The organism is Maritalea myrionectae DSM 19524 (assembly GCF_000423365.1).
Classification (GTDB): Bacteria; Pseudomonadota; Alphaproteobacteria; order Rhizobiales; family Devosiaceae; genus Maritalea; species Maritalea myrionectae.
Genome location: NZ_AUHV01000002.1, coordinates 178204 through 200187 on the forward strand (window position 1 = coordinate 178204; position 21984 = coordinate 200187).

Annotated in this window: 23 protein-coding genes; 14 read left to right on the forward strand and 9 right to left on the reverse strand. The window is 53.0% G+C overall.

The window, feature by feature from the left end; all coding sequences use genetic code 11:
* Nucleotides 1–99: 99 nt before the first annotated feature.
* Nucleotides 100–693, forward strand: coding sequence for a L,D-transpeptidase (locus tag G549_RS0100900; protein ID WP_027833446.1), 594 nt, complete (start codon nucleotides 100–102; stop codon nucleotides 691–693).
* Between the two features lie 105 nt (nucleotides 694–798).
* Nucleotides 799–1812 carry a GTP 3',8-cyclase MoaA gene (gene moaA, locus G549_RS0100905; protein WP_051213084.1) on the forward strand — a complete coding sequence of 338 codons (1014 nt, stop codon included), beginning with the start codon at nucleotides 799–801 and terminating at the stop codon, nucleotides 1810–1812.
* Between the two features lie 3 nt (nucleotides 1813–1815).
* Here the strand turns inward: moaA and G549_RS0100910 are convergent, their stop codons facing one another.
* Nucleotides 1816–2298 carry an Lrp/AsnC family transcriptional regulator gene (locus tag G549_RS0100910; RefSeq protein WP_027833448.1) on the reverse strand — a complete coding sequence of 161 codons (483 nt, stop codon included), beginning with the start codon at nucleotides 2296–2298 and terminating at the stop codon, nucleotides 1816–1818.
* A gap of 94 nt (nucleotides 2299–2392) precedes the next feature.
* The gene (locus G549_RS18415) at nucleotides 2393–2938 is read right to left on the reverse strand and encodes a thermonuclease family protein (protein WP_210162378.1); all 546 of its coding nucleotides are present in this window, start codon (nucleotides 2936–2938) and stop codon (nucleotides 2393–2395) included.
* A gap of 96 nt (nucleotides 2939–3034) precedes the next feature.
* Here G549_RS18415 and G549_RS18420 point away from each other — a divergent pair, with 96 nt between their 5' ends.
* Complete coding sequence (locus G549_RS18420) at nucleotides 3035–4567, forward strand: sensor histidine kinase (protein ID WP_036220721.1); 1533 nt, start codon at nucleotides 3035–3037, stop codon at nucleotides 4565–4567.
* A gap of 10 nt (nucleotides 4568–4577) precedes the next feature.
* Here G549_RS18420 and cobT read toward each other — a convergent pair whose 3' ends face one another.
* The gene (cobT, locus tag G549_RS0100925; protein ID WP_027833449.1) at nucleotides 4578–5612 is read right to left on the reverse strand and encodes a nicotinate-nucleotide--dimethylbenzimidazole phosphoribosyltransferase; all 1035 of its coding nucleotides are present in this window, start codon (nucleotides 5610–5612) and stop codon (nucleotides 4578–4580) included.
* Nucleotides 5613–5674: 62 nt separating this feature from the next.
* Here cobT and G549_RS18425 point away from each other — a divergent pair, with 62 nt between their 5' ends.
* Both G549_RS18425 and G549_RS0100935 read left to right on the forward strand, forming a co-directional pair.
* Nucleotides 5675–6514, forward strand: coding sequence for an adenosylcobinamide-GDP ribazoletransferase (locus G549_RS18425; RefSeq protein ID WP_169449585.1), 840 nt, complete (start codon nucleotides 5675–5677; stop codon nucleotides 6512–6514).
* Between the two features lie 30 nt (nucleotides 6515–6544).
* On the forward strand, nucleotides 6545–7231 hold the full coding sequence (locus G549_RS0100935) for a retropepsin-like aspartic protease family protein (protein ID WP_027833450.1): 687 nt from the start codon (nucleotides 6545–6547) through the stop codon (nucleotides 7229–7231).
* Here G549_RS0100935 and dusA read toward each other — a convergent pair.
* Nucleotides 7228–8220 (reverse strand): tRNA dihydrouridine(20/20a) synthase DusA, encoded by a 993-nt coding sequence (gene dusA, locus G549_RS18430; RefSeq protein ID WP_036220723.1) that lies wholly within the window; start codon nucleotides 8218–8220, stop codon nucleotides 7228–7230. The genes G549_RS0100935 and dusA overlap by 4 nt on opposite strands.
* 116 nt (nucleotides 8221–8336) lie before the next feature.
* Here dusA and G549_RS0100945 point away from each other — a divergent pair, with 116 nt between their 5' ends.
* The 4 genes from G549_RS0100945 (at nucleotide 8337) to G549_RS0100960 (ending at nucleotide 11737) form a co-directional block, all read left to right on the forward strand.
* Nucleotides 8337–8564 carry a hypothetical protein gene (locus tag G549_RS0100945; protein ID WP_027833451.1) on the forward strand — a complete coding sequence of 76 codons (228 nt, stop codon included), beginning with the start codon at nucleotides 8337–8339 and terminating at the stop codon, nucleotides 8562–8564.
* A gap of 111 nt (nucleotides 8565–8675) precedes the next feature.
* Nucleotides 8676–9587 (forward strand): sugar kinase, encoded by a 912-nt coding sequence (locus G549_RS0100950; RefSeq protein ID WP_027833452.1) that lies wholly within the window; start codon nucleotides 8676–8678, stop codon nucleotides 9585–9587.
* 199 nt (nucleotides 9588–9786) lie between these two features.
* On the forward strand, nucleotides 9787–10692 hold the full coding sequence (gene rimK, locus G549_RS0100955) for a 30S ribosomal protein S6--L-glutamate ligase (RefSeq protein ID WP_027833453.1): 906 nt from the start codon (nucleotides 9787–9789) through the stop codon (nucleotides 10690–10692).
* Between the two features lie 4 nt (nucleotides 10693–10696).
* Nucleotides 10697–11737 carry a succinylglutamate desuccinylase/aspartoacylase family protein gene (locus G549_RS0100960; protein WP_027833454.1) on the forward strand — a complete coding sequence of 347 codons (1041 nt, stop codon included), beginning with the start codon at nucleotides 10697–10699 and terminating at the stop codon, nucleotides 11735–11737.
* Here the strand turns inward: G549_RS0100960 and G549_RS0100965 are convergent.
* From G549_RS0100965 to G549_RS0100975, 3 genes are all read right to left on the reverse strand, one after another.
* The gene (locus G549_RS0100965; protein ID WP_169449586.1) at nucleotides 11734–14082 is read right to left on the reverse strand and encodes a mechanosensitive ion channel family protein; all 2349 of its coding nucleotides are present in this window, start codon (nucleotides 14080–14082) and stop codon (nucleotides 11734–11736) included. The genes G549_RS0100960 and G549_RS0100965 overlap by 4 nt on opposite strands.
* A gap of 138 nt (nucleotides 14083–14220) precedes the next feature.
* Nucleotides 14221–14493 carry a hypothetical protein gene (locus G549_RS18435; protein WP_036220725.1) on the reverse strand — a complete coding sequence of 91 codons (273 nt, stop codon included), beginning with the start codon at nucleotides 14491–14493 and terminating at the stop codon, nucleotides 14221–14223.
* A 182-nt stretch (nucleotides 14494–14675) separates the two neighbouring features.
* Nucleotides 14676–15572 carry an isocitrate lyase/PEP mutase family protein gene (locus G549_RS0100975; RefSeq protein WP_084633817.1) on the reverse strand — a complete coding sequence of 299 codons (897 nt, stop codon included), beginning with the start codon at nucleotides 15570–15572 and terminating at the stop codon, nucleotides 14676–14678.
* A gap of 209 nt (nucleotides 15573–15781) precedes the next feature.
* Between G549_RS0100975 and G549_RS18440 the strand changes: the two genes are divergently transcribed.
* The 3 genes from G549_RS18440 (at nucleotide 15782) to G549_RS0100990 (ending at nucleotide 19261) form a co-directional block, all read left to right on the forward strand.
* Nucleotides 15782–16726: a cupin-like domain-containing protein gene (locus G549_RS18440; RefSeq protein WP_036220727.1), complete on the forward strand. Its 945-nt coding sequence runs from the start codon at nucleotides 15782–15784 to the stop codon at nucleotides 16724–16726.
* 18 nt (nucleotides 16727–16744) lie between these two features.
* Complete coding sequence (locus G549_RS0100985) at nucleotides 16745–17878, forward strand: GNAT family N-acetyltransferase (protein ID WP_027833458.1); 1134 nt, start codon at nucleotides 16745–16747, stop codon at nucleotides 17876–17878.
* Nucleotides 17879–17944: 66 nt separating this feature from the next.
* Complete coding sequence (locus G549_RS0100990; RefSeq protein WP_027833459.1) at nucleotides 17945–19261, forward strand: lipopolysaccharide biosynthesis protein; 1317 nt, start codon at nucleotides 17945–17947, stop codon at nucleotides 19259–19261.
* Here G549_RS0100990 and G549_RS0100995 read toward each other — a convergent pair.
* Complete coding sequence (locus G549_RS0100995) at nucleotides 19258–19932, reverse strand: NnrU family protein (RefSeq protein WP_027833460.1); 675 nt, start codon at nucleotides 19930–19932, stop codon at nucleotides 19258–19260. The genes G549_RS0100990 and G549_RS0100995 overlap by 4 nt on opposite strands.
* Nucleotides 19933–20077: 145 nt before the next feature.
* On the opposite strand from G549_RS0100995, the gene rirA reads away from it, so the two are divergent.
* On the forward strand, nucleotides 20078–20545 hold the full coding sequence (rirA, locus tag G549_RS0101000) for an iron-responsive transcriptional regulator RirA (protein WP_027833461.1): 468 nt from the start codon (nucleotides 20078–20080) through the stop codon (nucleotides 20543–20545).
* Between the two features lie 60 nt (nucleotides 20546–20605).
* Nucleotides 20606–20953, forward strand: a complete 348-nt coding sequence (locus tag G549_RS0101005; RefSeq protein WP_027833462.1) for a DUF6404 family protein — start codon at nucleotides 20606–20608, stop codon at nucleotides 20951–20953.
* Here G549_RS0101005 and G549_RS0101010 read toward each other — a convergent pair.
* Nucleotides 20950–21984 (reverse strand): trans-3-hydroxy-L-proline dehydratase, encoded by a 1035-nt coding sequence (locus G549_RS0101010; protein WP_027833463.1) that lies wholly within the window; start codon nucleotides 21982–21984, stop codon nucleotides 20950–20952. The genes G549_RS0101005 and G549_RS0101010 overlap by 4 nt on opposite strands.

Here is a 21984-nt window from a genome sequence, read left to right on the forward strand (position 1 = left end):
TTGTTTTAACCTAAAACTTGCTTTTTAGGAGGGGTGCCGTTCGGACGAGGGCTTTGCCGAACACAGCACATTTTGAATTCATTTGGAGATGATGGGGCTATGAAATTGCTCAAACGCACAATTATGCTTTTGCTCAGCGTGGCATTGGTTGGAGGCACTGTTCTTGAGGCGTCCGCGGACCGCGTTTATGACTCACGAAATAACCGCTGGGTCGATGCCAGTGAGATGCAATCCTCAGGTCGGCGCGGTTCTAGCGTTCGGCGCACGACAGTAGATTACGAAACCAAGCTTGCCAAAGGCACGATCGTCGTCGAAACTTCAGAGCGTCGCCTTTATTACGTTCTTGGCGACGGGAAAGCTGTAAAGTATGGTGTTGGCGTTGGGCGTGACGGTTTCCGCTGGTCTGGCACACACCGCATTACCCGCAAAGCAGAATGGCCCGGCTGGACACCTCCACCAGCCATGCGCAAGCGTGTACCTGGTCTGCCTGCTTATATGCCAGGTGGCCCGAAAAACCCACTGGGCGCCCGTGCGCTCTATATTGGCAGCACAATTTACCGATTGCACGGCACATCTGAGCCTTGGACAATTGGCCAAGCTGTTTCATCTGGCTGTATTCGACTGACCAATGACGACATTATTGATCTATATAATCGTTCAAAAGTGGGCGCACGCGTGATCGTTCGCCACTAAGGTCAATTGCTGATCAACAAGAATTGAACCGGGTTTTGCAAAAAGCCCGGTTTTTTCGTGCGCTTTTGATTGAACCGCAAACCCTTTGAAGTTAGCTTTCACAACATGAGTGATAATTCTTCCAGTAGACCGCTGATCGATCAGTTTGGTCGCGCAGTTACATATTTACGCATTTCGGTGACTGATCGCTGCGATTTCCGCTGCACCTATTGCATGGCGGAAAACATGACGTTTTTGCCAAAGTCAGAAGTGCTGAGCTTGGAAGAGATAGAGCAAATCGCTTCGATTTTTGTCGCCCGTGGCGTGACGAAGCTGCGCCTGACAGGCGGTGAGCCGCTGGTGCGGCGCGACATCATGACGTTGATTGAGCGATTGGGGCAGCAAAAGAATGATGGCCCGCTTGATGAACTGACCTTGACCACCAATGGAAGCCAGCTCAAACGCTTTTCCAGCCAGTTGGTGGCGAGTGGAGTTGAGCGGATCAATGTTTCTCTGGACACTTTGGACGCAGACAAGTTTGCCAAGATCACCCGCTGGGGCCGCTTGCAGCAGGTGTTGGACGGCATCGAATGCGCGCTTGAAGCCGGTTTGAAGATCAAGATCAATATGGTGGCGCTGCGCGGCGACAATGATCATGAAATTGTGCCGATGATGGAATGGGCGCACAGCAAGGGCATGGATTTAACCCTGATCGAAACCATGCCCATGGGCGCGGTGGACATTGATCGTCAAGATCAATATTTGCCGCTGACCGAGGTGATCGATAATATTGGTGCGCGCTATACCCTTGAGGATTTGCCGTTAGATACTGGCGGTCCAGCACGGTATAAACGCGTCAGTGAAACAGGCGGGCGTATTGGCTTTATCCGCCCCCTCACCCATAATTTTTGTGAGAGCTGCAATCGGGTGCGCCTGACGGCGACGGGCGAGCTTTATTTGTGCCTTGGACAAAATGACAAAGTGAATTTGCGCGACGCGTTGCGCCAGGATGGGCCACAAGCTGTTGCCGATCTGTTGGATCACGCCATGGCGATCAAACCCAAAGGGCATGATTTTGAAATTGACCGGCTAAAGCCCCAGCGCCATGTGGGCCGCCACATGTCAGTGACCGGCGGCTAAGCCCTATTTCTTTTGTTTATCGAATTCGGAAAAGTCTAAGGGCAGCGCCGTTGTGTATTTGATTTGCTCCATGGCAAAAGCTGAGCTCACGTCACTCATGGACATTTCAGAAATCAGCTTTTGATAGAAGCGATCATAATGCGCGATATCTGGCACCACAACGCGTAGAACATAATCGACATCGCCGCTCATACGATAGAACTCGACGACTTCGTCATGGGCTTCGACCACGCTGGCAAATTTCTTCAGCCAAGCGTCGTTGTGCTGATTGGTCCGCACAGAGACAAAAACGGTGACGCCCGCATTGACTTTTGCGGGATCGAGCACGGCCACACGGCGCTTGATCACGCCATCTTCTTCCATCTTTTGAATGCGCCGCCAGCAAGGCGTTGTCGACAAGCCAACTTTGCGCCCAATCTCGGCCACAGGCATCGTGGCGTCTTTTTGCAATAGGGCGAGAATTTTACGATCAATCTTATCAAGCATAGCGCACCAATGGAAAAATCTTCTATTCGGAGATGTTTAAATACGCCAAATCGCAAAAGAGGGCAATATTAATTCAACAAATCGACATAAAATTCTAAAACGGCCAAAATTGCGTCAGCCAGCCAAGGCTTGAGCTTTCTGCAGCGCCGCGGATAGCCCGCCATTTATGCGGCGATTCAAACTCGCTATCCCAAATGCCGCGACGGTCCCGGCGCGCCAGTACTTCATCAATGGCATAATCATTGTAAGACACCGCCCATCCCTCGCGCACCAACCACGCATTGAGATCTTCGCGCCCCAAATAACAGACGGCCAGCAAACGGCGATATTGATCCCGCCGATCACCCGTACAGGTGATCTCTTGCGCCGCAATTTTTGACTTTAACGCGGAGCGCGCCGCTTCACCGCATGCCCAGTCTTTGCCATTACGTTGGCAATTCTGTTTCAACTCAGGTGCGTCTATACCCACGAGGCGTACGCGCTGATTTTGCAGCCGAACACTGTCGCCATCACTCACCCTAGCGACTCCATAGAGCGACTGATTGGACGGCGTCTGCGTACCGACCACCATTGCAACGAGCAGCCCCGCAATTATGACAAAAGTGGCAGCCCGCCGAAGGGAAAAAAATCTGCGCTTCATGCTTATCCTAAGTTTTTTCGTAACGGGGAGTTAACCATCACCCGTTAGAGTAATTTTAACCGTAGTTTTCGGACAATTTGTGAGTATTGCGTTCTAATGTCCATAGACTCTTCACCAGAGGCAAAAAAAGCTGTGCGCTCTGATCGCGGAAAATCGCATCAGCGTGCAGTGAGCGATGCGCGTCAGCGCCTGACCTCCAGTTCAGGCACAATGGCGTCCTATGACTATGAACTGCTGCGCGATTATGCTGGCACTCGCCTGTCCGGCAAATATGCCATGCCCATTTTGGTTATTGCCATCGCGCTTTTGACCTCAGTTTGGGTGCCGCTGATTTATTTGGCCACTTGGGCCGCGATTGTGATGGTCGGCCACACCGCTGTTATGGTTTCTTGCAAACAGTTTTTGAAGGCAGGTCAATCGCGCTTTAATGCACGGCGGCAGACCACGACATTTGTGATTGTCGAGATCGTTTATGGGGTGAGCTGGGCAACGATCGCCTTTTTGCCGATCACCGCGGCAGCACAAGAAGTTGCTGTCATTCAGTGGGCAATATTGCTCGTTGGCGTTGCGGCAAATGCCATCTCTTCTCGCGCAGTGCCTTCAGCGACATTGGCCAATTCTGTCCCAGGGATTTTGACCGTGGGCGGTATGTTGGTGCTGTCAGGCAGCATGTTGAACTATGCATTGGCCGTTCTCGCTGTCGGGGCTGGGGTTTTCTTCAACTTTCTGGCGCGCACCTTGCACAAATCTGCCATCAAATCGCTGGAGCATCGGGCTGAAAAAGACATGCTGATTTTTGAGCTTGAAGAAGCCAAAAGCATGTCTGACGAAGCGCGACGCGAGGCCGAACAGGCCAATATCGCCAAGTCGCGCTTTCTGGCGACCATGAGCCATGAATTGCGCACGCCGCTAAACGCCATTATCGGCTTTTCCGAGGTCATGTCATCGGAGGTATTGGGGCCAATTGAAAACCCCAATTACAAAGAATATGCAGCAGACATACACGCCTCTGGGCAGCATTTGCTGAACCTGATCAATGAGTTGCTTGATCTTTCGCGGATTGAAGCGGGCAAGTATGAGCTGAACGAAGAAGCTATTTCTCTGGTCAATATCGCAGAAGATTGTCGGCGCATGCTGGAGATTCGCGCGCGCTCAAAAGGCATTGAGCTGGTGGCCGAATTTGATGAGAAACTGCCAAAATTGTGGGGCGATGAACGCGCGATTCGTCAGGTATGTTTGAATCTCTTGTCTAACGCCATCAAGTTCACGCCGCAGTCTGGCCGAATTATCTTTAAGGTCGCGGCTGGCGACAATAACTGCCAAATGATTTCTGTTCGCGACAATGGCCCAGGCATTCCAGAAAGCGAAATCGCGACGGTTCTCTCGTCATTTGGCCAAGGCTCTTTGGCACAAAAAACAGCAGAGCAAGGCGCCGGCCTCGGCTTGCCGATTGTTCAGAAAATCATGGATCTGCACGGTGGCCGCTTCGACCTTTTCTCAAAGCTGCGGTTTGGCACCGAAGTGATCGCTACCTTCCCCCGCTCACGCGTGATGGAAGCGATGGCGCCCGTACGTGCCGAGCGCCGCAAGTTGCAAATCTATAAATCAGGTGCCGAACAGCAAGCCTAAAGGGCTGAGCCTAATGGGTTGACTGCTTGCCTGCCACAGCGGCCTCTTCAAAGGTGGCCATATTTTTGTGCAGATGCAGCGCGGTTTGCACCATTGAAGCTGCCAACGCGGCCCCCGAACCTTCGCCTAGACGCATGCCAAAATCAAACAATGGCTTCTTGCCCATTTTGCTCAACACGTCGCTGTGCGCTGCTTCGGCTGATTGGTGCGCAAAGATGCAGTGATCTAGCGACATGGGGTTTGCTGCGTGCAACACGGCGGCGGCAGAAGTCGCCACGAACCCATCAACAATAACCGGCAGTTTATTGTGACGCGCCGCGATGATCGCGCCCGCCATTGCCGCAATTTCGCGCCCGCCGAGACGGGCCAAAATTTTCAATGGTGTATCCAAATCATCCTGGTGCAACTCAAGGCCACGATTCACGGCGTCGGCCTTGCGCTTAACCCCCGCATCATCGACGCCGGAGCCGCGGCCGACCCAATCTTCACCCGTGCCGCCAAACAGCGCGGCATAGATTGCTGCTGCGGGCGTGGTGTTGCCAATGCCCATTTCACCGATGCACAGCAGGTCCGGCTTGCCCGCAATGGCCTCCATGCCATAGGCAATGGTGGCGGCGCAGGTGCGATCATCCATGGCTGCGGTTTGGGTAAAATCGCCTGTCGGCATTTCCAACGCCAATTCAAACACGCGCAAATTGATTTCGTGCTTGGCACAAATTTGAGAAATCGCCGCGCCACCATTGGTGAAGTTGGCCACCATTTGCTGCGTCACTTCCGGTGGGAACGCCGAAACGCCCTGATTCACCACGCCGTGATTGCCCGCAAAAATGGCCACCATAGGATTGTCCAAGGTGGGGCTTTTCTTTTCCTGCCAACGGGCGAGCCATTCAACCATTTTTTCCAATTCGCCCAACGATCCTGCAGGCTTGGTCAGCTGCGCATCGCGCGCTTGCACTGCCTCAACAGCTTCCTCGCTGCCATTCGGCAACAGCATCAGCAATTCTTTGAAATCGTCAAAAGGGCTTTTCTGGTCTTGTTCGGTCATGGTATCGACTCGCATATGGTTAAATGGACGTCCCCTTTTATCCAACATTTAAGGAAAAGCAATTGACCAGCACGCCGCCCCCTCATGCGAACCCGATCAATGACAATGATGACGGGGCAGCGCCACCGCCGCCAAAACGGCTTTCAGCGGCGGATGCGATTGTGATGGGCATGCGGTTTTATTCCCGTCTGCCTACAGGTGACAGCCCACATTTGCCGCTGAATTTTGGCAAAATGATTCAATTTTTGCCCATAAGCAGTTTGATAATTGGCGTTTTCCCGGCATTGACGATCTTGTTGCTCGGCGCCTTTGGCGTGCAATCCTTGTTTGTGGCTACACTTGCGATTGCCATGAGTGCCGTGATCACCGGGGCGATGGCCGAAGATGCCTTTGGCGATGCGATGGACGGCTTGTTTGGCGGGCATGATGTGGCGCGACGCTTGGAGATCATGAAAGATTCGCGGCACGGCACCTATGGCGTGTTGGGGTTGATCGCCCCTTTCATGCTGCGCGTGATCACGTTGGGCACATTAATCGCCATGAGCCCGGTTGCGGCGGCTCTTTTGTGGTTGGCGAGCGCCATGATCGCGCGACAAACGGCGCCTATAGTGGCGGTCATCTTGCCCCCTGCCCGCAGCGACGGCGCGTCGGCGGGGGCGGGCATTTTATCAAAGCGCGATTTTATCAGCGGCCTTGTGCCCGCGTTGATTTTGTTCTGCTTACTCGTGTGGCTGTTTGCCGGGCCAATTGCCTTGTTTCTGGCGCTTATTTTAGGGGCTGGCCTGAGCGCATTCTGGGTCAATCTGCTGAAGCGATTTTTGGGCGGTCAAACCGGCGACACAATTGGTGCGTTACAATTGCTTCTTGAAATTGCCGCATTGAGTGCCTTTATCTTGATGTAGGTTTTGGCCACACTTTGAAAGGATGTCCTTTTGCTTTTTATCGGCATCGCGCTGCTGGTGGCGTTTGCACTTGCTTTTCTGATCTCCTCAAACGCAGGGGCCGCCATAGGCTTGGCCGAGCAGGATTTCGGGCAATTGATCATTTTGATCGCCGTGCTGGTGCTGGTCGCAGGTGGTGCCTTTGGGCGACGCATCCGGCTGGGTGAAATGTTCACCGGCATGGTGATGTGGGGCGCGATCTTTGTGGCGATTATTGTCGGCTACAGTTTCCGTACCGATTTTGAGCGCTTTGGCGCACGCATTTGGACACAATTATCGCCGGGCACGGGCTTTACGGACAGCGAAACAGGCACGGTGATGTTCACCCGAAACGCCGATGATCACTTTGTGATCAATGCCAAGGTCAACGGCAACAATGAGCGCTTTTTGTTCGACACTGGCGCAACCACCATTGTGTTGACGGCCGACAGCGCCCGCGCTGCCGGATATGATCCGGCACGATTGATCTATTCCATCCCCGTGCAAACGGCAAACGGCCAGACCGAAGCTGCTTTAATCAAACTCGATCGCATTGAGGTTGGCGGCATTGTGCGCGAAAACATTGATGCCATGGTAGCGCGACCAGAGGCGTTAAACGCCAATCTATTGGGCATGAATTATATGCAAACGCTGCAAGGGTTCAGCGTTGAAGGTGACCGCCTCACATTAACCGATTAGGCCGCTTGTCGTGCGGCGATCAGCAGGCCAAACGCCTCTTCAATCAGCTCCACGCCGCGCTCCGATTTTACCGCTTCGACGGTGAGCAATTGGCGGTAGCGACGTGCGCCGGGCTTGCCAAATCCAAGGCCGAGCATGTGGCGCACAATTTGATTCAATCTCGCGCCCTTAGTCATTTGAATTTCAGCATAATTTGTCATCACTTCACAAAGTGATTCAAGGGAGATGGGCGGTGTGTCGTCGCCGAAAATCTCGGCATCCACGCCCCATAAAAGGCCAGGATTGTGATAGGCGGCGCGGCCCAACATTACGCCATCCACATGCTGCAAATGGGCTTTGGATTGCGCCAAATCTTCGATGCCCCCATTGATCATCAAGGGCAGATCGCCGACATGATTTTTCAATCGATAAACGCGCTCATAATCCAACGGCGGCACTTCGCGGTTTTGCTTTGGTGAGAGGCCCTTCAGCCATGCCTTGCGGGCGTGGACATAAAGCGCATCCACTTTTGCTTCAAGCATATGATCCACAAAAGTGCGCAGATCTTCTTCGCTATCCTGATCATCAATGCCGATGCGGCATTTGACCGTGACCGGCGTATCCGTTGCGTCACGCATGGCGCGGACGCACTCGGCCACCAGCGCTGGCTCGGCCATCAAGCAAGCGCCGAAGCGGCCTGACTGCACGCGATCTGACGGGCAACCAACATTGAGGTTGATCTCGTCATAGCCGAACTGATCGCAAAGCTTGGTGGCCGCCGCCAGCTCCTCTGGATCAGAGCCCCCGAGTTGAACAGCGATGGGATGTTCCACATCGTCATTATAGTTGAGGAGCCAATCAGCACCGCCACGAATAAGCGCGGCGCTTGTCACCATTTCCGTAAACAACAAGGCATGACGCGACAAATGCCGATGGAAAAATCGGCAATGGCGATCTGTCCAATCCATCATCGGGGCCACAGAAAATTTGCGCGCTTGCTGGATGCTCATGCTGCTTTATTCACAATAGTTGAGTTTGAGTGGGCGCTAGTACCATAAAAATATGGCTTTGTCGCCTATTTGAACCAAAAGCGGGGTTCATGCGTTGTTGTTGTTAGGAGGTATTTATGCAAGACCAAAAAAATGAACAACCTGAGACAGTAACAAAAACCGAAGCCCGCCAGGGGCAACGTGGCTTTAGCACGCGGGTTTTGGCAATTTCGTTGGCCGTAATCGTTGTGGCGTTTGCCGCCATTTACATCTATGCGGAATCGAATGACAGCGAGACCCCAAACTTGGTTGATACACCAAGCTTGGACACCAGCCAGCTGACCACCACGGGCTGGTTTGCCTAACTGAAGCGTACCGCATTAGATATTCAGGGCCTTGCACGATGCTGGGTCTTAAGGATAAAAGCGGCACCGTCCCCCTCGCTTTAGGTAGCGCAAATTTGTTGGAGAGCCCTGATGACAAAGCTGATTTCCATTGGCGAATGCATGATCGAAATGAGTGCGTTGGAAGATGGGCTCTACAAAAAGGGATATGCGGGCGACAGCCTTAATATGGCTTATTATGCCCGTAGCTTCTTGCCTCAATCGTTTGATGTCGACTATTTCACCGCCCTTGGTGATGACGTTGAAAGCGAGGCTTTGGCCAAGAGCCTCGAACGCCACGGTATCGGCACCGATTTGATCAAATATCTGCCGGGGAAATCACCTGGCCTCTATATGATCTCGTTGGACAATGGCGAGCGGATGTTCAGCTATTGGCGCTCGGCTTCGGCGGCCAAGGAAATGGCGCAGGACATCGGTTTTCTAGAGCGCACATTGCTTGGGGACCACGCGCTGTTTTTCTCCGGCATCAGCTTGGCCATTTTGCAGCCAGATACACGCGCCCAGTTTCTTGACGTGCTCAACACGGCAAAGGAAAATGGGCAACAGGTGATTTTTGACAGCAATTTGCGCCCTTCCCTATGGCAAAATCGCCAGGAGATGGCCGATTGGACAGCAAAGGCCTCAGCGGTGTGCACGATGGCCCTACCGACCGTGCCGGACGAATATGTATTGTTTGACGAAAAATCGTCTGAGCAGGTGGCGGAACGGTATTTACGTGCCGGATGCACCGAAATTGTGGTGAAGGCGGGGCCAGAAGACGCATTGTTGACCGATGGTCAGCAAAAAGAATGGGTTGGCCCCGGCCAATCTATACAACCTGTCGACACCACAGGTGCCGGCGACAGTTTTAACGGCGGCTATATTGCGGCGCGTTTGTCGGGCAAAAATATGGTCGACGCTGCGCAGTTTGCGCACAAGGTGGCCGGACAAGTTATCCAGCACCGTGGCGCACTTGTCGCGGACATTAAATCACTGGTGAAGTAGCCCAGTTTTTTCAAGCACAAGCGATTTTTGTGCTGTTGTTCAAGGGCCTTGGCACAGATCCCTCTTTTAGCGGCACCTGATCTGTGCAATGCTACACCTTAACTGCTTTATGACGCGCGTCGCGCGAAAAAGATGCGTGCAAACGTACAACTGCATAAAGCGCGAAACATTCACAGGAAACGTCTTACTTGAGGTCCTTATGAGAATTGCAATGCTTGCGCGCAACTCTTCGCTTTACTCCCACCAGCGCTTAAAAGAAGCAGCGGTGGCCCGCGGACACGAACTCGATATTATCAACACACTTCGATGTTATATGAACATCGCCTCCCGACGGCCCGAGGTGTTCCATAATGGTGAAAAGCTGACGGGCTATGATGCGGTTATTCCGCGTATTGGCTCTTCCATCACCTATTACGGCCTCGCCGTGTTGCGCCAATTTGAAATGATGGGTGTTTATCCGCTCAATGAATCTGTGGCCATTGGCCGCTCACGCGACAAGTTGCGCTCCATGCAATTGATGGCACGCGATGGCATTGGCCTGCCCGTGACAACTTTTGCCCATGACCCGCGCCAGACCGAAGAAGTGCTGCGGTTGGCAGGTGGTGCGCCATTGGTGATCAAACTATTGGAAGGCACCCAAGGCATTGGTGTTGTTTTGGCTGATAGTAACCGATCCGCAAAATCAGTGATTGAAGCTTTCCGCGGGGCTGGCGTGAATATTTTGGTGCAAGAGTTCATCAAAGAAGCTGGCGGCACCGACATTCGGGCCATCGTGATCGGCGGCAAGGTTGTCGCGGCTATGGAACGGACGGGCGCAGAAGGCGATTTCCGCTCAAATCTGCACCGGGGTGGCTCGGCCAAACGGGTGAAGATTACGCCGGAAGAAAAATCAACAGCCATCCGGGCAGCCAAATCAATGGGCCTTAATGTCTGTGGTGTGGATATGCTGCGCTCCAACCATGGTGCGGTGGTGATGGAAGTGAACTCTTCACCCGGCCTTGAGGGCGTGGAAACAGCAACTGGGCTCGACATTGCTGGCAAGATCATTGAGTTTATGGAAAAGCACCATAAACCATGGGCCACAAAGACGAAGGGCAAAGGCTAGCCAGATGAAAGCAGAGGCGTTTGAGATTGGCGGCGAGCGCATTTTGCCCGGCGAGCGACGGACTGTTGACTTACCTGTCAGCGTGCTTTCAGACCATACGCCCGTCACCATGTCGACCCATGTTATCAATGGCAAACGCCCCGGCCCGATCGTTTTTGTCAGCGCTGCGATCCACGGCGATGAAGTGATCGGCGTGGAGATTGTACGCCGCGTGCTGCAATCGCCAAAACTGCGCGGGCTGCGCGGCACCCTCATTTGCATCCCGATTGTAAATGCCTTCGGGTTTTTGAACCATTCGCGCTATCTGCCTGACCGCCGCGACCTTAATCGCAGCTTCCCCGGTTCTGAAACGGGCTCATTGGCGGGACGGCTAGCGCATCTGTTTATCTCTGAAATCGTCAAACGATCAGATTTTGGCATTGATCTGCACTCTGCCGCGAGCCATCGCGATAATTATCCACAAATCAGGGTCACGCCAGGTCGCCCGAAACTGCGTGAACTTGCCGACATGTTCGGCGCGCCTATTCTTTTGACATCAAAGGTGCGTGAAGGTTCGCTGCGCGAAGCCGCTTCCGCAGTGGACTGTGACGTTCTGCTCTACGAAGCGGGCGGCGGTCTGCGATTTGATGAGTTTGCCGTGCGCGTTGGCACCACCGGGGTGCTACGCACCCTTCATGGCCTTGGCATGATTGCGGGCAAGCCTATTGCCCCCTCCAAAGCCAATCCCCTTGTGTGCAGCGACAGCTATTGGATGCGTTCGCCCGCTGGCGGGCTTTTGCGGACATTCAAAAAGTCTGGCGACACTGTTGTAAAAGGCGATGTGTTGGGCGTTGTCTCCGACCCGTTTGGCGAAGTGGAAACCCCCATTACGGCCAACACCGATGGTGTGATTATTGGCCGAAGCGAGCTTCCCATTGTCAATGAAGGCGATGCGACGTTTCACATTGCGCAGCCCGCACGCCATCGCAATGCGGAAACGGCGCTAGACCTTTATACCGCAGACGTTGAAGGCTCGACCCTATTTGACGAAGACGAGATTATTTAGCTGCCCGTCTCGCCATCCGATTTTGGCTTTGCACGCGATCTAGGCTTTGGCTTTGCCTGTGCTTTACCGGTGAGCTGATCCATAATTTTGGGATCAGCGGTGCGGATATTGAGATCGCGTTGTGGGAACGGGATTTCCACATTGTTTTCGCGGAACACATTGTCGATGGCGAAAAGCAAATCGGTTTGCACACGTGGGTAGATTGTATAATCGTTCACGTGGATGCGCAGTTGGAAATTGATTGAGCTATCGCCAAACCCTTCGAAGAACACAAAGGGTTCAGGCCTTTTCAAGACATTTTCATGATCGTGCGCCAACTCCAGCATCAAATCACGCACCAATTCAAGATTGCTGCCGTAAGCAACGCCGATGGGGATATCCACCCGCCCCGAGCGGATTTTGTGCGTCCAGTTGCCAACAGGCGCGTTGATGAAGTCGGAGTTGGGAATGATGATGGTCTGGTTGTGAATTGTGTTGATCTCTGTCGCGCGCACGCTGATTTTTGACACCGTACCGGAGAAGCCACTGGCTTGCACAAAGTCGCCCACCTTGATGGGGCGCTCCACAAGCATGATCAAACCAGACACAAAGTTGGAAACCACGTTTTGCAGGCCAAAACCAATGCCCAATGACAGCGCACCGGCAACGATGGCAAGACTGCCCAAATCCACCCCTGCCCCGGTGATGCCTAAAAAGATCGAGAGCGCAATACCGACATAACCGACGCCGGTACGGATGGAATCCTTTACGCCATGGTCAGCTCGCGTCCGCTCCAGCACCGTGTTGCCCAACCAGCTTTGGAACAGGCGTGTGACCGCAACGCCGATGGCGAAAATGATGATACCGTAAAAAATACTGGCAAGGGAAAACTCAAAACTGCCGATTTGAATGCCGACGATCGCTTGTCGCATCCAGGCGAACAAATCTTCAACCCGTGAGCCCCATTGCAACAAAATGGCCGGAATGGCCGCCAGCAACACCAAAATGAAAAAGCCAATGCTGGCAAAAAGGGCATACTGATCGACATCGGTCTCATCCAGTGAAAACCGATCCTTCAGCCACTGGCCCACGCGGGTGGGGGCCAGCACACCAGGCTTCCCCGCCTCAGAGGAAAGCAGGTAACCCAAGAATGCTGTCGCAAGAATGGTGCCTGTGACCACCAATTGCTGCGCCATAAAGCGCGCAAGGCCAATATAGCCAGCCACAGCGGCCAAGATGATGGCGATGGACGCCAACAACAACGGAATGCGCACCCAAGGCGGCAGGCTGCGGGACACATCATCCTCACGCTTGTCGCGCACCCGGGCCAACAAGAGCAACAATATTGCAATGAGCACGGAGGCCAAAAAGCTATTGCCAATGGTGAAGGCCAATGGCGCATTAACCAATTGGCCGAGTTGACGTGTCAAATAATCCAGCGCGTGCACAAGCGCCAAGGAGCTGACGAGCACGTGAATGCGCTGGGCGGCGAAACTGGACAGTGGCACCAGCCGCAACTCTGAATTACCGGGCGAAAAGACCGCGCGGCTCAGGCGAAAAGCGAACGAAACGCCAAACACCACAATAAATAAGGTGCGCACAAAAACACGTAGCTCGGCATTGAACAATGATGCAAAATCCATTGCCCAATAGCCCAGCGCGAGGGCCAGGCCCAACAGGCCAACGGGAATGATGGTGGTGGCGAACGGCAGGATGAGTGCGTTGAGCCGAGATGTGCTAGACGACAGGATGCTATTGGCGCGGCGGGTGAGCACAAGTACGCCGAGCAGCAAGATGCAAAAGAAAGCAAACACCAAACCAAATGGGCGCGGATCGGGTGCGACTTTTACGGTCCACCACGTGCGCAATTTGGATTGGAACCGGGAGATGGCTGTGAGGCTGTCACCCGAAATACTGGCCAAAAGATCGATGGTTATGGGCGAGCGTTGCGACAAGCGATTGGTGAAAATCTGCCGCCGCAAGTCCGCAATCCGCTCAAAGGCTTTGTTGATATTTTGATCTAGTTCATCAGCGCGCGTTGTGACGATACGCAGTTCCTGGCGTTGCGCCATGGTCTCTTCTCGGTCGCTACGCACTTGAAGGCTTTCGGATCCCCCTTCGGCCGGCGCTGGTCCTAAGGCTTCCAATTGAGCGGTCAGTACCGTGATCCGCTCTTCGACAGGCACGACAACCGCATCAATCGCGGATTGTAGATCAAGCAGCTTTGATCTAGCGCCAATCAAAGTGTTGTCATTGTCCGCGTTGTCGATCGTGCGGCCAATAAACTCAACACTGCGCTCGATCTTGTCGAGCTCCTCCAGCTTTTGCTCAACATCAATGGCTTGTGCAAATGCAATGCTGGTCATAAGGACCAGAGCGACAAGGGCCATCATAGCCCGATGCAAGATCGCGTAATTAGCAGAACTGTCTATTTTCATAAGGAGAATTTAGGCTGGCTGCCCTGATTTGGCAACTTGAATTCGGTGTCCAAAGATGCGGTGGGATTATGAATTGGCTTCAATCATGTCCACTGCGTTTTCCAGTTGCTGCTTTGCATCCACCAATGCGTTTGCGCGGCAAAGATCTGTCGCTTCCACCAAGAGTTCGATGAGCATGTTGAATTCTTCCGCGTTCAGATCGGCTGATAGAGACTGGTTTTCGAGCTCTTGCACATGGTCCAAACATGATTGAGCATCGGCATAGTCAGCCATGTCCTGCGCCTGAGCAGAACCAAATGCCATGCTGCCCACAAGTGCGGCCGCAGTAAAAATTTTCAATATCGCTCTCATATTGCACCTAACCGCAAATGGACCATAAATATGAAACGCAGCGCAGTCCGCATTGGTTTCAATTATATTTATGTGGGTGGCGCAAACGGGCTTTTTTAGGGCCGTGTGCTGCGCGCGTTTAAAATAACTCAAAGTGTGATTTTAATATCGCACCTGAAAAATGGATGCCGTTATTCAAATCCATCGCCCATGCCGCCTTTGGCCAACAATTCATCAATTGTGCTGCCGGGAATGCCGTTAGACAGTGCGCTAAACTCGGCACCGTCAAACATCTGCTGCGCCGCATCAACGATGGTTTTGTGGACGGCGCGCGCTAAGCTGCTGCCCAAGCTGATCCGCGCGACGCCAATTTCGGCAAAGTCGGCAATTTTGTATTGGGTGAAAGGCCCCGCGCACAGCGCATTGACCGGTATATCGACCGATTTGACAATGGTCGCAAGATCTTCAAATGATTTGGGCATGGGCACATAAACCACGTCCGCCCCCACCTGTTCAAAGGCTTTTATCCGGCGGATGGCTTCATCTAATCCATAGTGCCCCACCATGACGCCGTCGGCGCGGGCGGTGAGCGTGAAGGTCATACCTGTCTCGTCGCAAGCCGTTTTCTTGGCGTCCACCGCTGCCTCAATACGTTCCACTGAAGCCTTAAAATCATATGCTGTTTGCGTTGGGAACTGAATATCTTCAATGCCACACCCGGCTACCCCCATCGCAACGGATTGACGGACGGTTGCTTTGACATCATCCAAGCTGTCGCCAAAGCCGTTTTCCAAATCCGCATTAACAGGCAGAGTTGTGGCCCCATTGATGCTGACAGCGTGTGCAATTGCCTCTTCACGGCATAGTTTGCCACCATCAGGGCGGCCCAAAGTGAAGGCATGAGCAGCCGATGACGTGGCCAGCGCTTTGGCGCCGAGGGCGGCCATAAGCTGGGCGGTACCTGCATCCCACACATTTGCGAGAATAAAGGGCCCGTCTTTGTGCAATTGGGCAAACCGAACTGCCTTGGCACAATCGGCTGGTGTTATGGTTTCGCTGTGGGACAATGACGACGACGATTTGTTCATGGTAAATACTCTGACAAAGAATGTGGGGAGTTTGGCCCAGTTCGTGCAATTTGACAATTGAGAAGCGGCAAAACTCTGTCCTCAGTCAATACGCCAAGCAAAAATTAACCTTAGCGTGAATTATTCCCCTTCTATTTAACAGGTTAAACCCAATCGACACACAGTGCGCCTAAGTTTTTCGCAGAGATGGAATTAAAAGGACGAGGGATATGCTCGATCGACGGATTGATGGGATTTTGACCGACTGGCAGGGGCACTATGCGTCATTGTTTGGACAACATCCGCTGCGGTTACAACATAAATTGGGTGACACCGGGCTTTTCACAGATGAAGCGCTGGAAAGCATTTTGGAAAATGTCGACCGAAACGATTATCACGTCAATTATATGGATCCGAAAACCGGCGTGCGGCGCGAGGGCGAGTTTGGCAATGCCTCTGGCAAGCAGATATTAGAGGCCGTAAAGGCTGGCAATATTTGGATCAATTTGCGTGCGCCGGGCCGGCAAAATCCGGCCTTCGACGACATGTTGCGCGGCATCTATGATGATTTTGAAAAGCATGTACCCGGGCTGAAAACCTACAAGCAGAACATGACCATTCTGATCTCATCGCCCAATGTGCGCGTGAAATATCATGTGGACGTGCCCGGCCAATCATTGTGGCAGGTGCGCGGACGCAAGAAGGTTTTTGTTTATCCCGCTGAGCCGCCCTTTTTGAGCGCCAATGGCATTGAAAAGGTCGTGATCAACGAAGCCCATGAAACCGACATCCAGTTTCAAGAGTGGTTTGACGATTATGCAACCGTTTATGATTTGGAACCGGGCGAAATGCTGCATTGGCCGCTGAATTGCCCGCACCGGGTTGAGAATTATGACTGCATGAACGTGTCTGTAACCACAGAACATTGGACGGATGCGCTGCGCAATAAATATGCGGTGAACTTTGCCAATGGCATGTTGCGCAAAATGGGGCTTAAGAACCTTGATCGCGGCACACGTGGGCTAACGTTTTACACCAAACTGGTTTTGGCCGGTGCAGTTAAATTTTCCGGTATCCAGCGCAAAGATGTTAAACCTTATAATGTAGACTTTGCGGTGGACCCGGATGCGCCAGACGGCGTGAAAGACATTCCGGCCTATCAGTTTACTAAATAGCTTCGGGGCAAAGCTTTTATGACCTTTGAGACAAAGGTGCTTCGTTCGGCAAACGAAATCCGAGCGATAAAAGACCAATGGCAGGCACTGGAAGATAAATCGGAAGGGGTTGCGCTATTTCAAAGTTTTGAATGGTGCGCGCACATCCTTGAGCTTGATCGCGCGAATGGCGACGAGGATTATTATGTGATTTCAACATTTGAGCAGGGCCAATTGGTGGCCTTGCTGCCTTTGTCGATTTGGCACAAAAAGGGCCGAAAAGTGCTCACCGGGTTGGGCGAGCCTTATCAGCAATATACCGAAATGTTGGCCGACCCCGCTTTTGACGCAACAAAACTGTTTGCGGCGATGCACGACGTGATCAAACAATCTGATGCTGACTATGTGCATTTCGGGCAAGTACGGTATGACGGGCCGCTTTATGCGGGCAGTCGCACCTTTTTCGATCATGCAGAGGAAGAGAAAGCAGCGCCCTATGTGGATTTGACCCAATGGGACAGCTATGAGACCTATTACGCGGCTTTGAAAAAAGCGACGCGCAAACGCTTGCGCAATGCGTATAATCGCTTCGAACGCGAAGGTGAGCTTGCGCATTTTCATGCCTTTGAGGGCAGCATGCTTGGCGCGGTGATCGACCGTTCGTTTGAAGGACGCGTTGAATGGCAGCAACGCATGGGCCTTACATCACGCGCCTTTCAAGATGACTCATTCCGCGCATTTCTCAATCGGTTTAAAGACTGCACCGATGACAGCGTGAAGCCACTTGCATTTTGCCTGACGTTAAATGGTGAAGCTGTGGCTGATCAGTGGGGCTTTGTCTATAAAGACCGCTATTACGCTTATATGTCCACCTGGAATGAAGAGCATGCCTATGCTGGCCCCGGTCGCTTGCACCTGGGTGAGATCGTCAAGAGTTGCTATGACCTTGGCATCAAATATGTTGACTTTATGATCCCCTCTGTCCCCTACAAAATGATCTATGCGACGGGTGAAGTTGAAGCGAGCGACTTGATCAAACCGCTTTCGACGACAGGTTTTATCTATGCCAATATCTGGCTGAAACATATGCGCCCAAAGCTGAAAGCTATTATGCAGGCGATGCCCGCGGAACAGCGCAAAAAGATCATCAATACAGTGTTTAACCGAAAGTGATTGCTGGCATTAGCGGGATTTAAACCGCTTATGCGCTATTCCAAGTCGGAAACTGGAGAACGACTTATGGGTGAACGCCGCCAATTGGCGTCTAAATCCGCTTTGATTTTTGCTGTGCGCATTGGCGGCGCTGGCGTCATCTTTTTGGCGCAGGCGATGATCGCCCGCCTGTGGGGTGCCGCACAGCTTGGCGAATATTTGCTGGCGATTGCCGCGGCAAACCTGATGGCAATCGCATTGCCGATGGGTTTTCAAACGGTTGGGGCCTATTTTGCTGCAGAATATAAAGCCAAAAAAGATGGCGCCACCTTGTCGCGCTTTGCCATTTTGGCCTATGGCATGGCAATTTTCCCCGGCCTGTTATTACTCTATGTTGTTGGCCAGCTCATTCACTTCATTGGCCCAGCGGGCACCCTGCTGCAAAGCATTTGGCCGACGATCGCGATGATGGCGTTCGGCACAGCCATCGTCAATTTGAACGGTGCAATTTTGGTCGGGCTTAAAAAACCCTTCTTTGGTCTTTTTGCAGATACGATTTTTCGCCCGCTCTTCATTGTACTGGGCATTGTGATCGTGCTGTTTATCGGCGTTGAAAACGACCGTGTGGGCGCGTTGATCTGGTGGGTTGCCCTATTCTATCTGGGCTTGGCCACCGTCCACTTCTTTATCACTGTTCGCGCCATCCGAGCCTTGCCGCGCGATGCGCCTGTCCCCACGTTTGAAGCCAAGCGATGGTGGGTCTACGCCCTCCCCTGGATTATTGTCGCGCTCAGTTCTGACTTCTTTTTTGATATTGACCTATTGCTATTGTCCACCTTGCTGGACAAGGAGCAAATTGCGATTTTCGGGGTGTGCGCCCGCATGTTTGTGCTGGCCTCGTTCGGCATTATCGCGATTGGCGCGGTGGTGTCACCAGACTTGCTGGATGCAGAAGAAAGACAAGACTTTGAAGCCCTTGAGGCCAAAATCGGCGACGCCAATATGGTGGGCACGGGCCTGGCCATTGTACTGACCATCGGTGTGATGATCTTCAGCCCGGTTGTGTTTTATTTCTTCGGACCCGAGTTTGACCAAGGTGTCGTGCCGCTCACGATTTTATGCAGCGCGCTCGTAGCGCGTGCCGCTTTTGGCCCCGGTCCTGTTATTCTGTCCTCACGCAAAAAGCCCTATGCCAGCCTGCCCGCCATACTGCTGGGCCTCATCGTTCTTCTGGTTGCCAACTATCTTTTGGTTCCGCCGTTCGGATTGGTGGGCGCTGCGAGCGCAGCCGCCATTTCCTTTATTATTGGCGCAGGGGCCATTTGGTTCACAACGTGGCGCTTGACGGGACTGAACGTCTCACTGGCGCCTGCCCTCAGGAAATATCTGACCCGCAGCGCCTAGAAATAGGCTAGCGGGTCAACGCCGATCACCGCCCCATGGGCATGCAAAATGGCCATATAGAGCACGGCGCCGATCACCAGTTCAATCCAGAACTGGCCATCCAGGGCGCGGCGCAGCCGTTGGCCAAATGAGCCTGCCTCTTTTTGCAACGCCTGCTGATATGCCGCGGCGGAAAGCTTTGTCGCCTTTGTTTTGTTCAGACGCATCATGCCCAGCACGGAGAATGCCAGCATAATGCCAAACAACAAAATGTTGGCCAGTTCGCCATTCACAATGATATGGGCAAACGCCCACAGGCCAAACGCGACGATGATCGGATGGCGAACAAGTGTCAAAATGCCGGGCTTTTTGTTTTCCACATCGATGTTGCGACGAAATGACACCGACAAGGAATTGGGCCGCATCGCCCCCATGACAAACAGGATTACAGCAACAAGCATCAGCCCCATGGCAATGCGCACCGTTGTTGGATCGGCGGCATAATAAACCGTTTTGGGCGCACGCAACGCGGCGGAAATCAACCAAACCAGCAAAACTGTTGAAAGAATCGAATAGCCGATTATGTATGTCTTACGGTTGGTTAGCGAAATGATCTTGCCCCGCAGGTCACCAATTTGAGGCAGAATATGCGCGAAGAGGAAGACAAAAAGGGCGAGCAAAAATTCGGTCATTGTTCAAGGCTTTCGCATGATGAGTTAGCAAGGTTGTAGAACATATGGAATGTGGCGAATGCAATGGGGTTGAGCCTCAGAATCCATGTGACATTTTCACCTGCACGTTTTATGATGAGGCGAATTCTCAAGTTAGGACAAAACGATGCGTTTAACAAAACAGTCCAATTATGCTGTGCGCATATTGATGTATTGCGCCAGCAATGAAAAGCTGAGCAAGATCTCCGATATTGCGGAGTTCTACGACATCTCCGAAACGTTCTTGTTTAAAATTTTGCAGATTTTGAACGCCGGCGGTTTTGTTGAAACCGTGCGCGGGCGCCATGGCGGGATCAAGCTGAAGCGACCTGCGGAAGAAATTGGCTTGGGCAAAGTGATCCGGGCCACGGAAGATAATTTCGACATGGCCGAATGTTTCGACCTTGATTCAAACACCTGCCCCTTGATCGGCACCTGCGGGTTTAACCACGCCCTTTACCGCGCATTGAATGCGTTCTTCGACGTATTGGATGAATATACGATTGCGGACCTGACCGACAATCGCCGCAATATTCGCGTTTTGTTGGAGCTGGATAGCGTGGTGCGCGACGCGCCAAAACGGGTTGATGCGTAAGTCACTGAATGTCGCCACTTTCGGGTGGTGAGTTGATTCACTTTTATCGCGGAAATGCTTATGGCGTTCGCCCAAAAATACGAAAAAGCGATTGAAGAACTTCGTGCCTCCAAGATTTGGGGCGCCAATCACGATCAACCGCTCAACAAAATCTATCGCAAACTGGGCCTGAAAGTGCCCCCGCCGCACTATGCATCATTCGGCCAAGTGTTTCTGGCCCATGGGGTGTTTTTCCAGATTATGTGGATTGTGCTTTGGACATTCAATCCATTCAGTTGGCCGGGCATGACGGCCACCTTTATGGTTGGGACCGGATTACTGGGCGGATTGATCTATTCAGCGATTATGGCGGCTTACTATCGCTGGGATCGCAAGCGCCATAACCTTACCCCTTGGGATGAGCTTTAGTCCTGATCCATCGGCCATGTGTCGCTGAGGCGGTAGCCTTCTGGCCATGGGTCTGACGGGTCCAGCATGTGTTGATGGGTGCCAGTGATCCAGGCGCGACCATTGATGCGCGGCAGGATGGCGTTGCGGTCGCCACATTTGACCTGTTCGGCAATATCGCAATTGAACTTTGAGCCTGTGATCGAGGTGGCAATATATTTGTCGGTTGCCTCCATCTCACCTTTGGCCAGCATCAGCGCCATGCGGGCGGAGCAGCCTGTGCCTGTTGGGGAGCGGTCGATTTTGCCTGGACGGATGGCCACGGCGTTGGCACCGGAAAGACTGTTTCCTTCACGGGTGGTTTTGCCCATAAACTGGCAAAAAGAGATATGATCCCAATCTGGGTTTTCCGGGTGGGAGAAGCCAAGCTGTGCGTTGGCGGCAGCGGTAATTTTTGTGCCGAGGTCTGCCAGTTTTTTGGCATTTTCCGGTTTGATCTCAAGGCCCAACGCTTCGGCGTCGACCATCACAAAGCTGTCGCCGCCATAGGCGGTGTCGACGATGATTTCGCCCAAGCCTTCGACTTGAAGCGGCACCTGCAATTGGTCGACAAAACTCTTCACATTGGTGACGGTGATGCTTTCGGCTTTGCCATTTTTGCATTGCGCCACCACTTTGATCAGGCCGCCCGGTGCTTCCAAGGTCAGATGCGTTTCCGGCTCGGTCATCGGCAGAATGCCGCTGTCGAGCAGCACGGTGGACACGCAGATGGAGTTAGAGCCGGACATGGGGGGCGTGTCGGCCGGCTCCATGATGATGAAGCCCATTTGCGCTTCAGGATGCTTTGGCGGCACCAACAGGTTCACATGGCGGAACACGCCGCCGCGTGGCTCATTCAGCACGAAATTGCGCAAGGTTTCATCCTGTTCGATGAATTTGCGCTGCTCCCAAAGGGTTTCGCCCGGCGGGGGCGCAACGCCACCGACAATCACATCGCCCACTTCGCCTTCGGCGTGGCAGGACACCACATGGATGGTTTTGCTCGACCGCAT

What these genes read in the sequence shown, in the direction of transcription:
- G549_RS0100900 (WP_027833446.1), top strand. Translation starts at nt 100, where the DNA reads ATGAAATTGCTCAAACGCACAATTATGCTTTTGCTCAGCGTGGCATTG.
- moaA (WP_051213084.1), top strand. Translation starts at nt 799, where the DNA reads ATGAGTGATAATTCTTCCAGTAGACCGCTGATCGATCAGTTTGGTCGC.
- G549_RS0100910 (WP_027833448.1), bottom strand. Translation starts at nt 2,298, where the DNA reads ATGCTTGATAAGATTGATCGTAAAATTCTCGCCCTATTGCAAAAAGAC.
- G549_RS18415 (WP_210162378.1), bottom strand. Translation starts at nt 2,938, where the DNA reads ATGAAGCGCAGATTTTTTTCCCTTCGGCGGGCTGCCACTTTTGTCATA.
- G549_RS18420 (WP_036220721.1), top strand. Translation starts at nt 3,035, where the DNA reads ATGTCCATAGACTCTTCACCAGAGGCAAAAAAAGCTGTGCGCTCTGAT.
- cobT (WP_027833449.1), bottom strand. Translation starts at nt 5,612, where the DNA reads ATGACCGAACAAGACCAGAAAAGCCCTTTTGACGATTTCAAAGAATTG.
- dusA (WP_036220723.1), bottom strand. Translation starts at nt 8,220, where the DNA reads ATGAGCATCCAGCAAGCGCGCAAATTTTCTGTGGCCCCGATGATGGAT.
- G549_RS0100945 (WP_027833451.1), top strand. Translation starts at nt 8,337, where the DNA reads ATGCAAGACCAAAAAAATGAACAACCTGAGACAGTAACAAAAACCGAA.
- G549_RS0100950 (WP_027833452.1), top strand. Translation starts at nt 8,676, where the DNA reads ATGACAAAGCTGATTTCCATTGGCGAATGCATGATCGAAATGAGTGCG.
- rimK (WP_027833453.1), top strand. Translation starts at nt 9,787, where the DNA reads ATGAGAATTGCAATGCTTGCGCGCAACTCTTCGCTTTACTCCCACCAG.
- G549_RS0100960 (WP_027833454.1), top strand. Translation starts at nt 10,697, where the DNA reads ATGAAAGCAGAGGCGTTTGAGATTGGCGGCGAGCGCATTTTGCCCGGC.
- G549_RS0100965 (WP_169449586.1), bottom strand. Translation starts at nt 14,082, where the DNA reads ATGACCAGCATTGCATTTGCACAAGCCATTGATGTTGAGCAAAAGCTG.
- G549_RS0100975 (WP_084633817.1), bottom strand. Translation starts at nt 15,572, where the DNA reads ATGAACAAATCGTCGTCGTCATTGTCCCACAGCGAAACCATAACACCA.
- G549_RS18440 (WP_036220727.1), top strand. Translation starts at nt 15,782, where the DNA reads ATGCTCGATCGACGGATTGATGGGATTTTGACCGACTGGCAGGGGCAC.
- G549_RS0100985 (WP_027833458.1), top strand. Translation starts at nt 16,745, where the DNA reads ATGACCTTTGAGACAAAGGTGCTTCGTTCGGCAAACGAAATCCGAGCG.
- G549_RS0100990 (WP_027833459.1), top strand. Translation starts at nt 17,945, where the DNA reads ATGGGTGAACGCCGCCAATTGGCGTCTAAATCCGCTTTGATTTTTGCT.
- G549_RS0100995 (WP_027833460.1), bottom strand. Translation starts at nt 19,932, where the DNA reads ATGACCGAATTTTTGCTCGCCCTTTTTGTCTTCCTCTTCGCGCATATT.
- rirA (WP_027833461.1), top strand. Translation starts at nt 20,078, where the DNA reads ATGCGTTTAACAAAACAGTCCAATTATGCTGTGCGCATATTGATGTAT.
- G549_RS0101005 (WP_027833462.1), top strand. Translation starts at nt 20,606, where the DNA reads ATGGCGTTCGCCCAAAAATACGAAAAAGCGATTGAAGAACTTCGTGCC.
- G549_RS0101010 (WP_027833463.1), bottom strand. Translation starts at nt 21,984, where the DNA reads ATGCGGTCGAGCAAAACCATCCATGTGGTGTCCTGCCACGCCGAAGGC.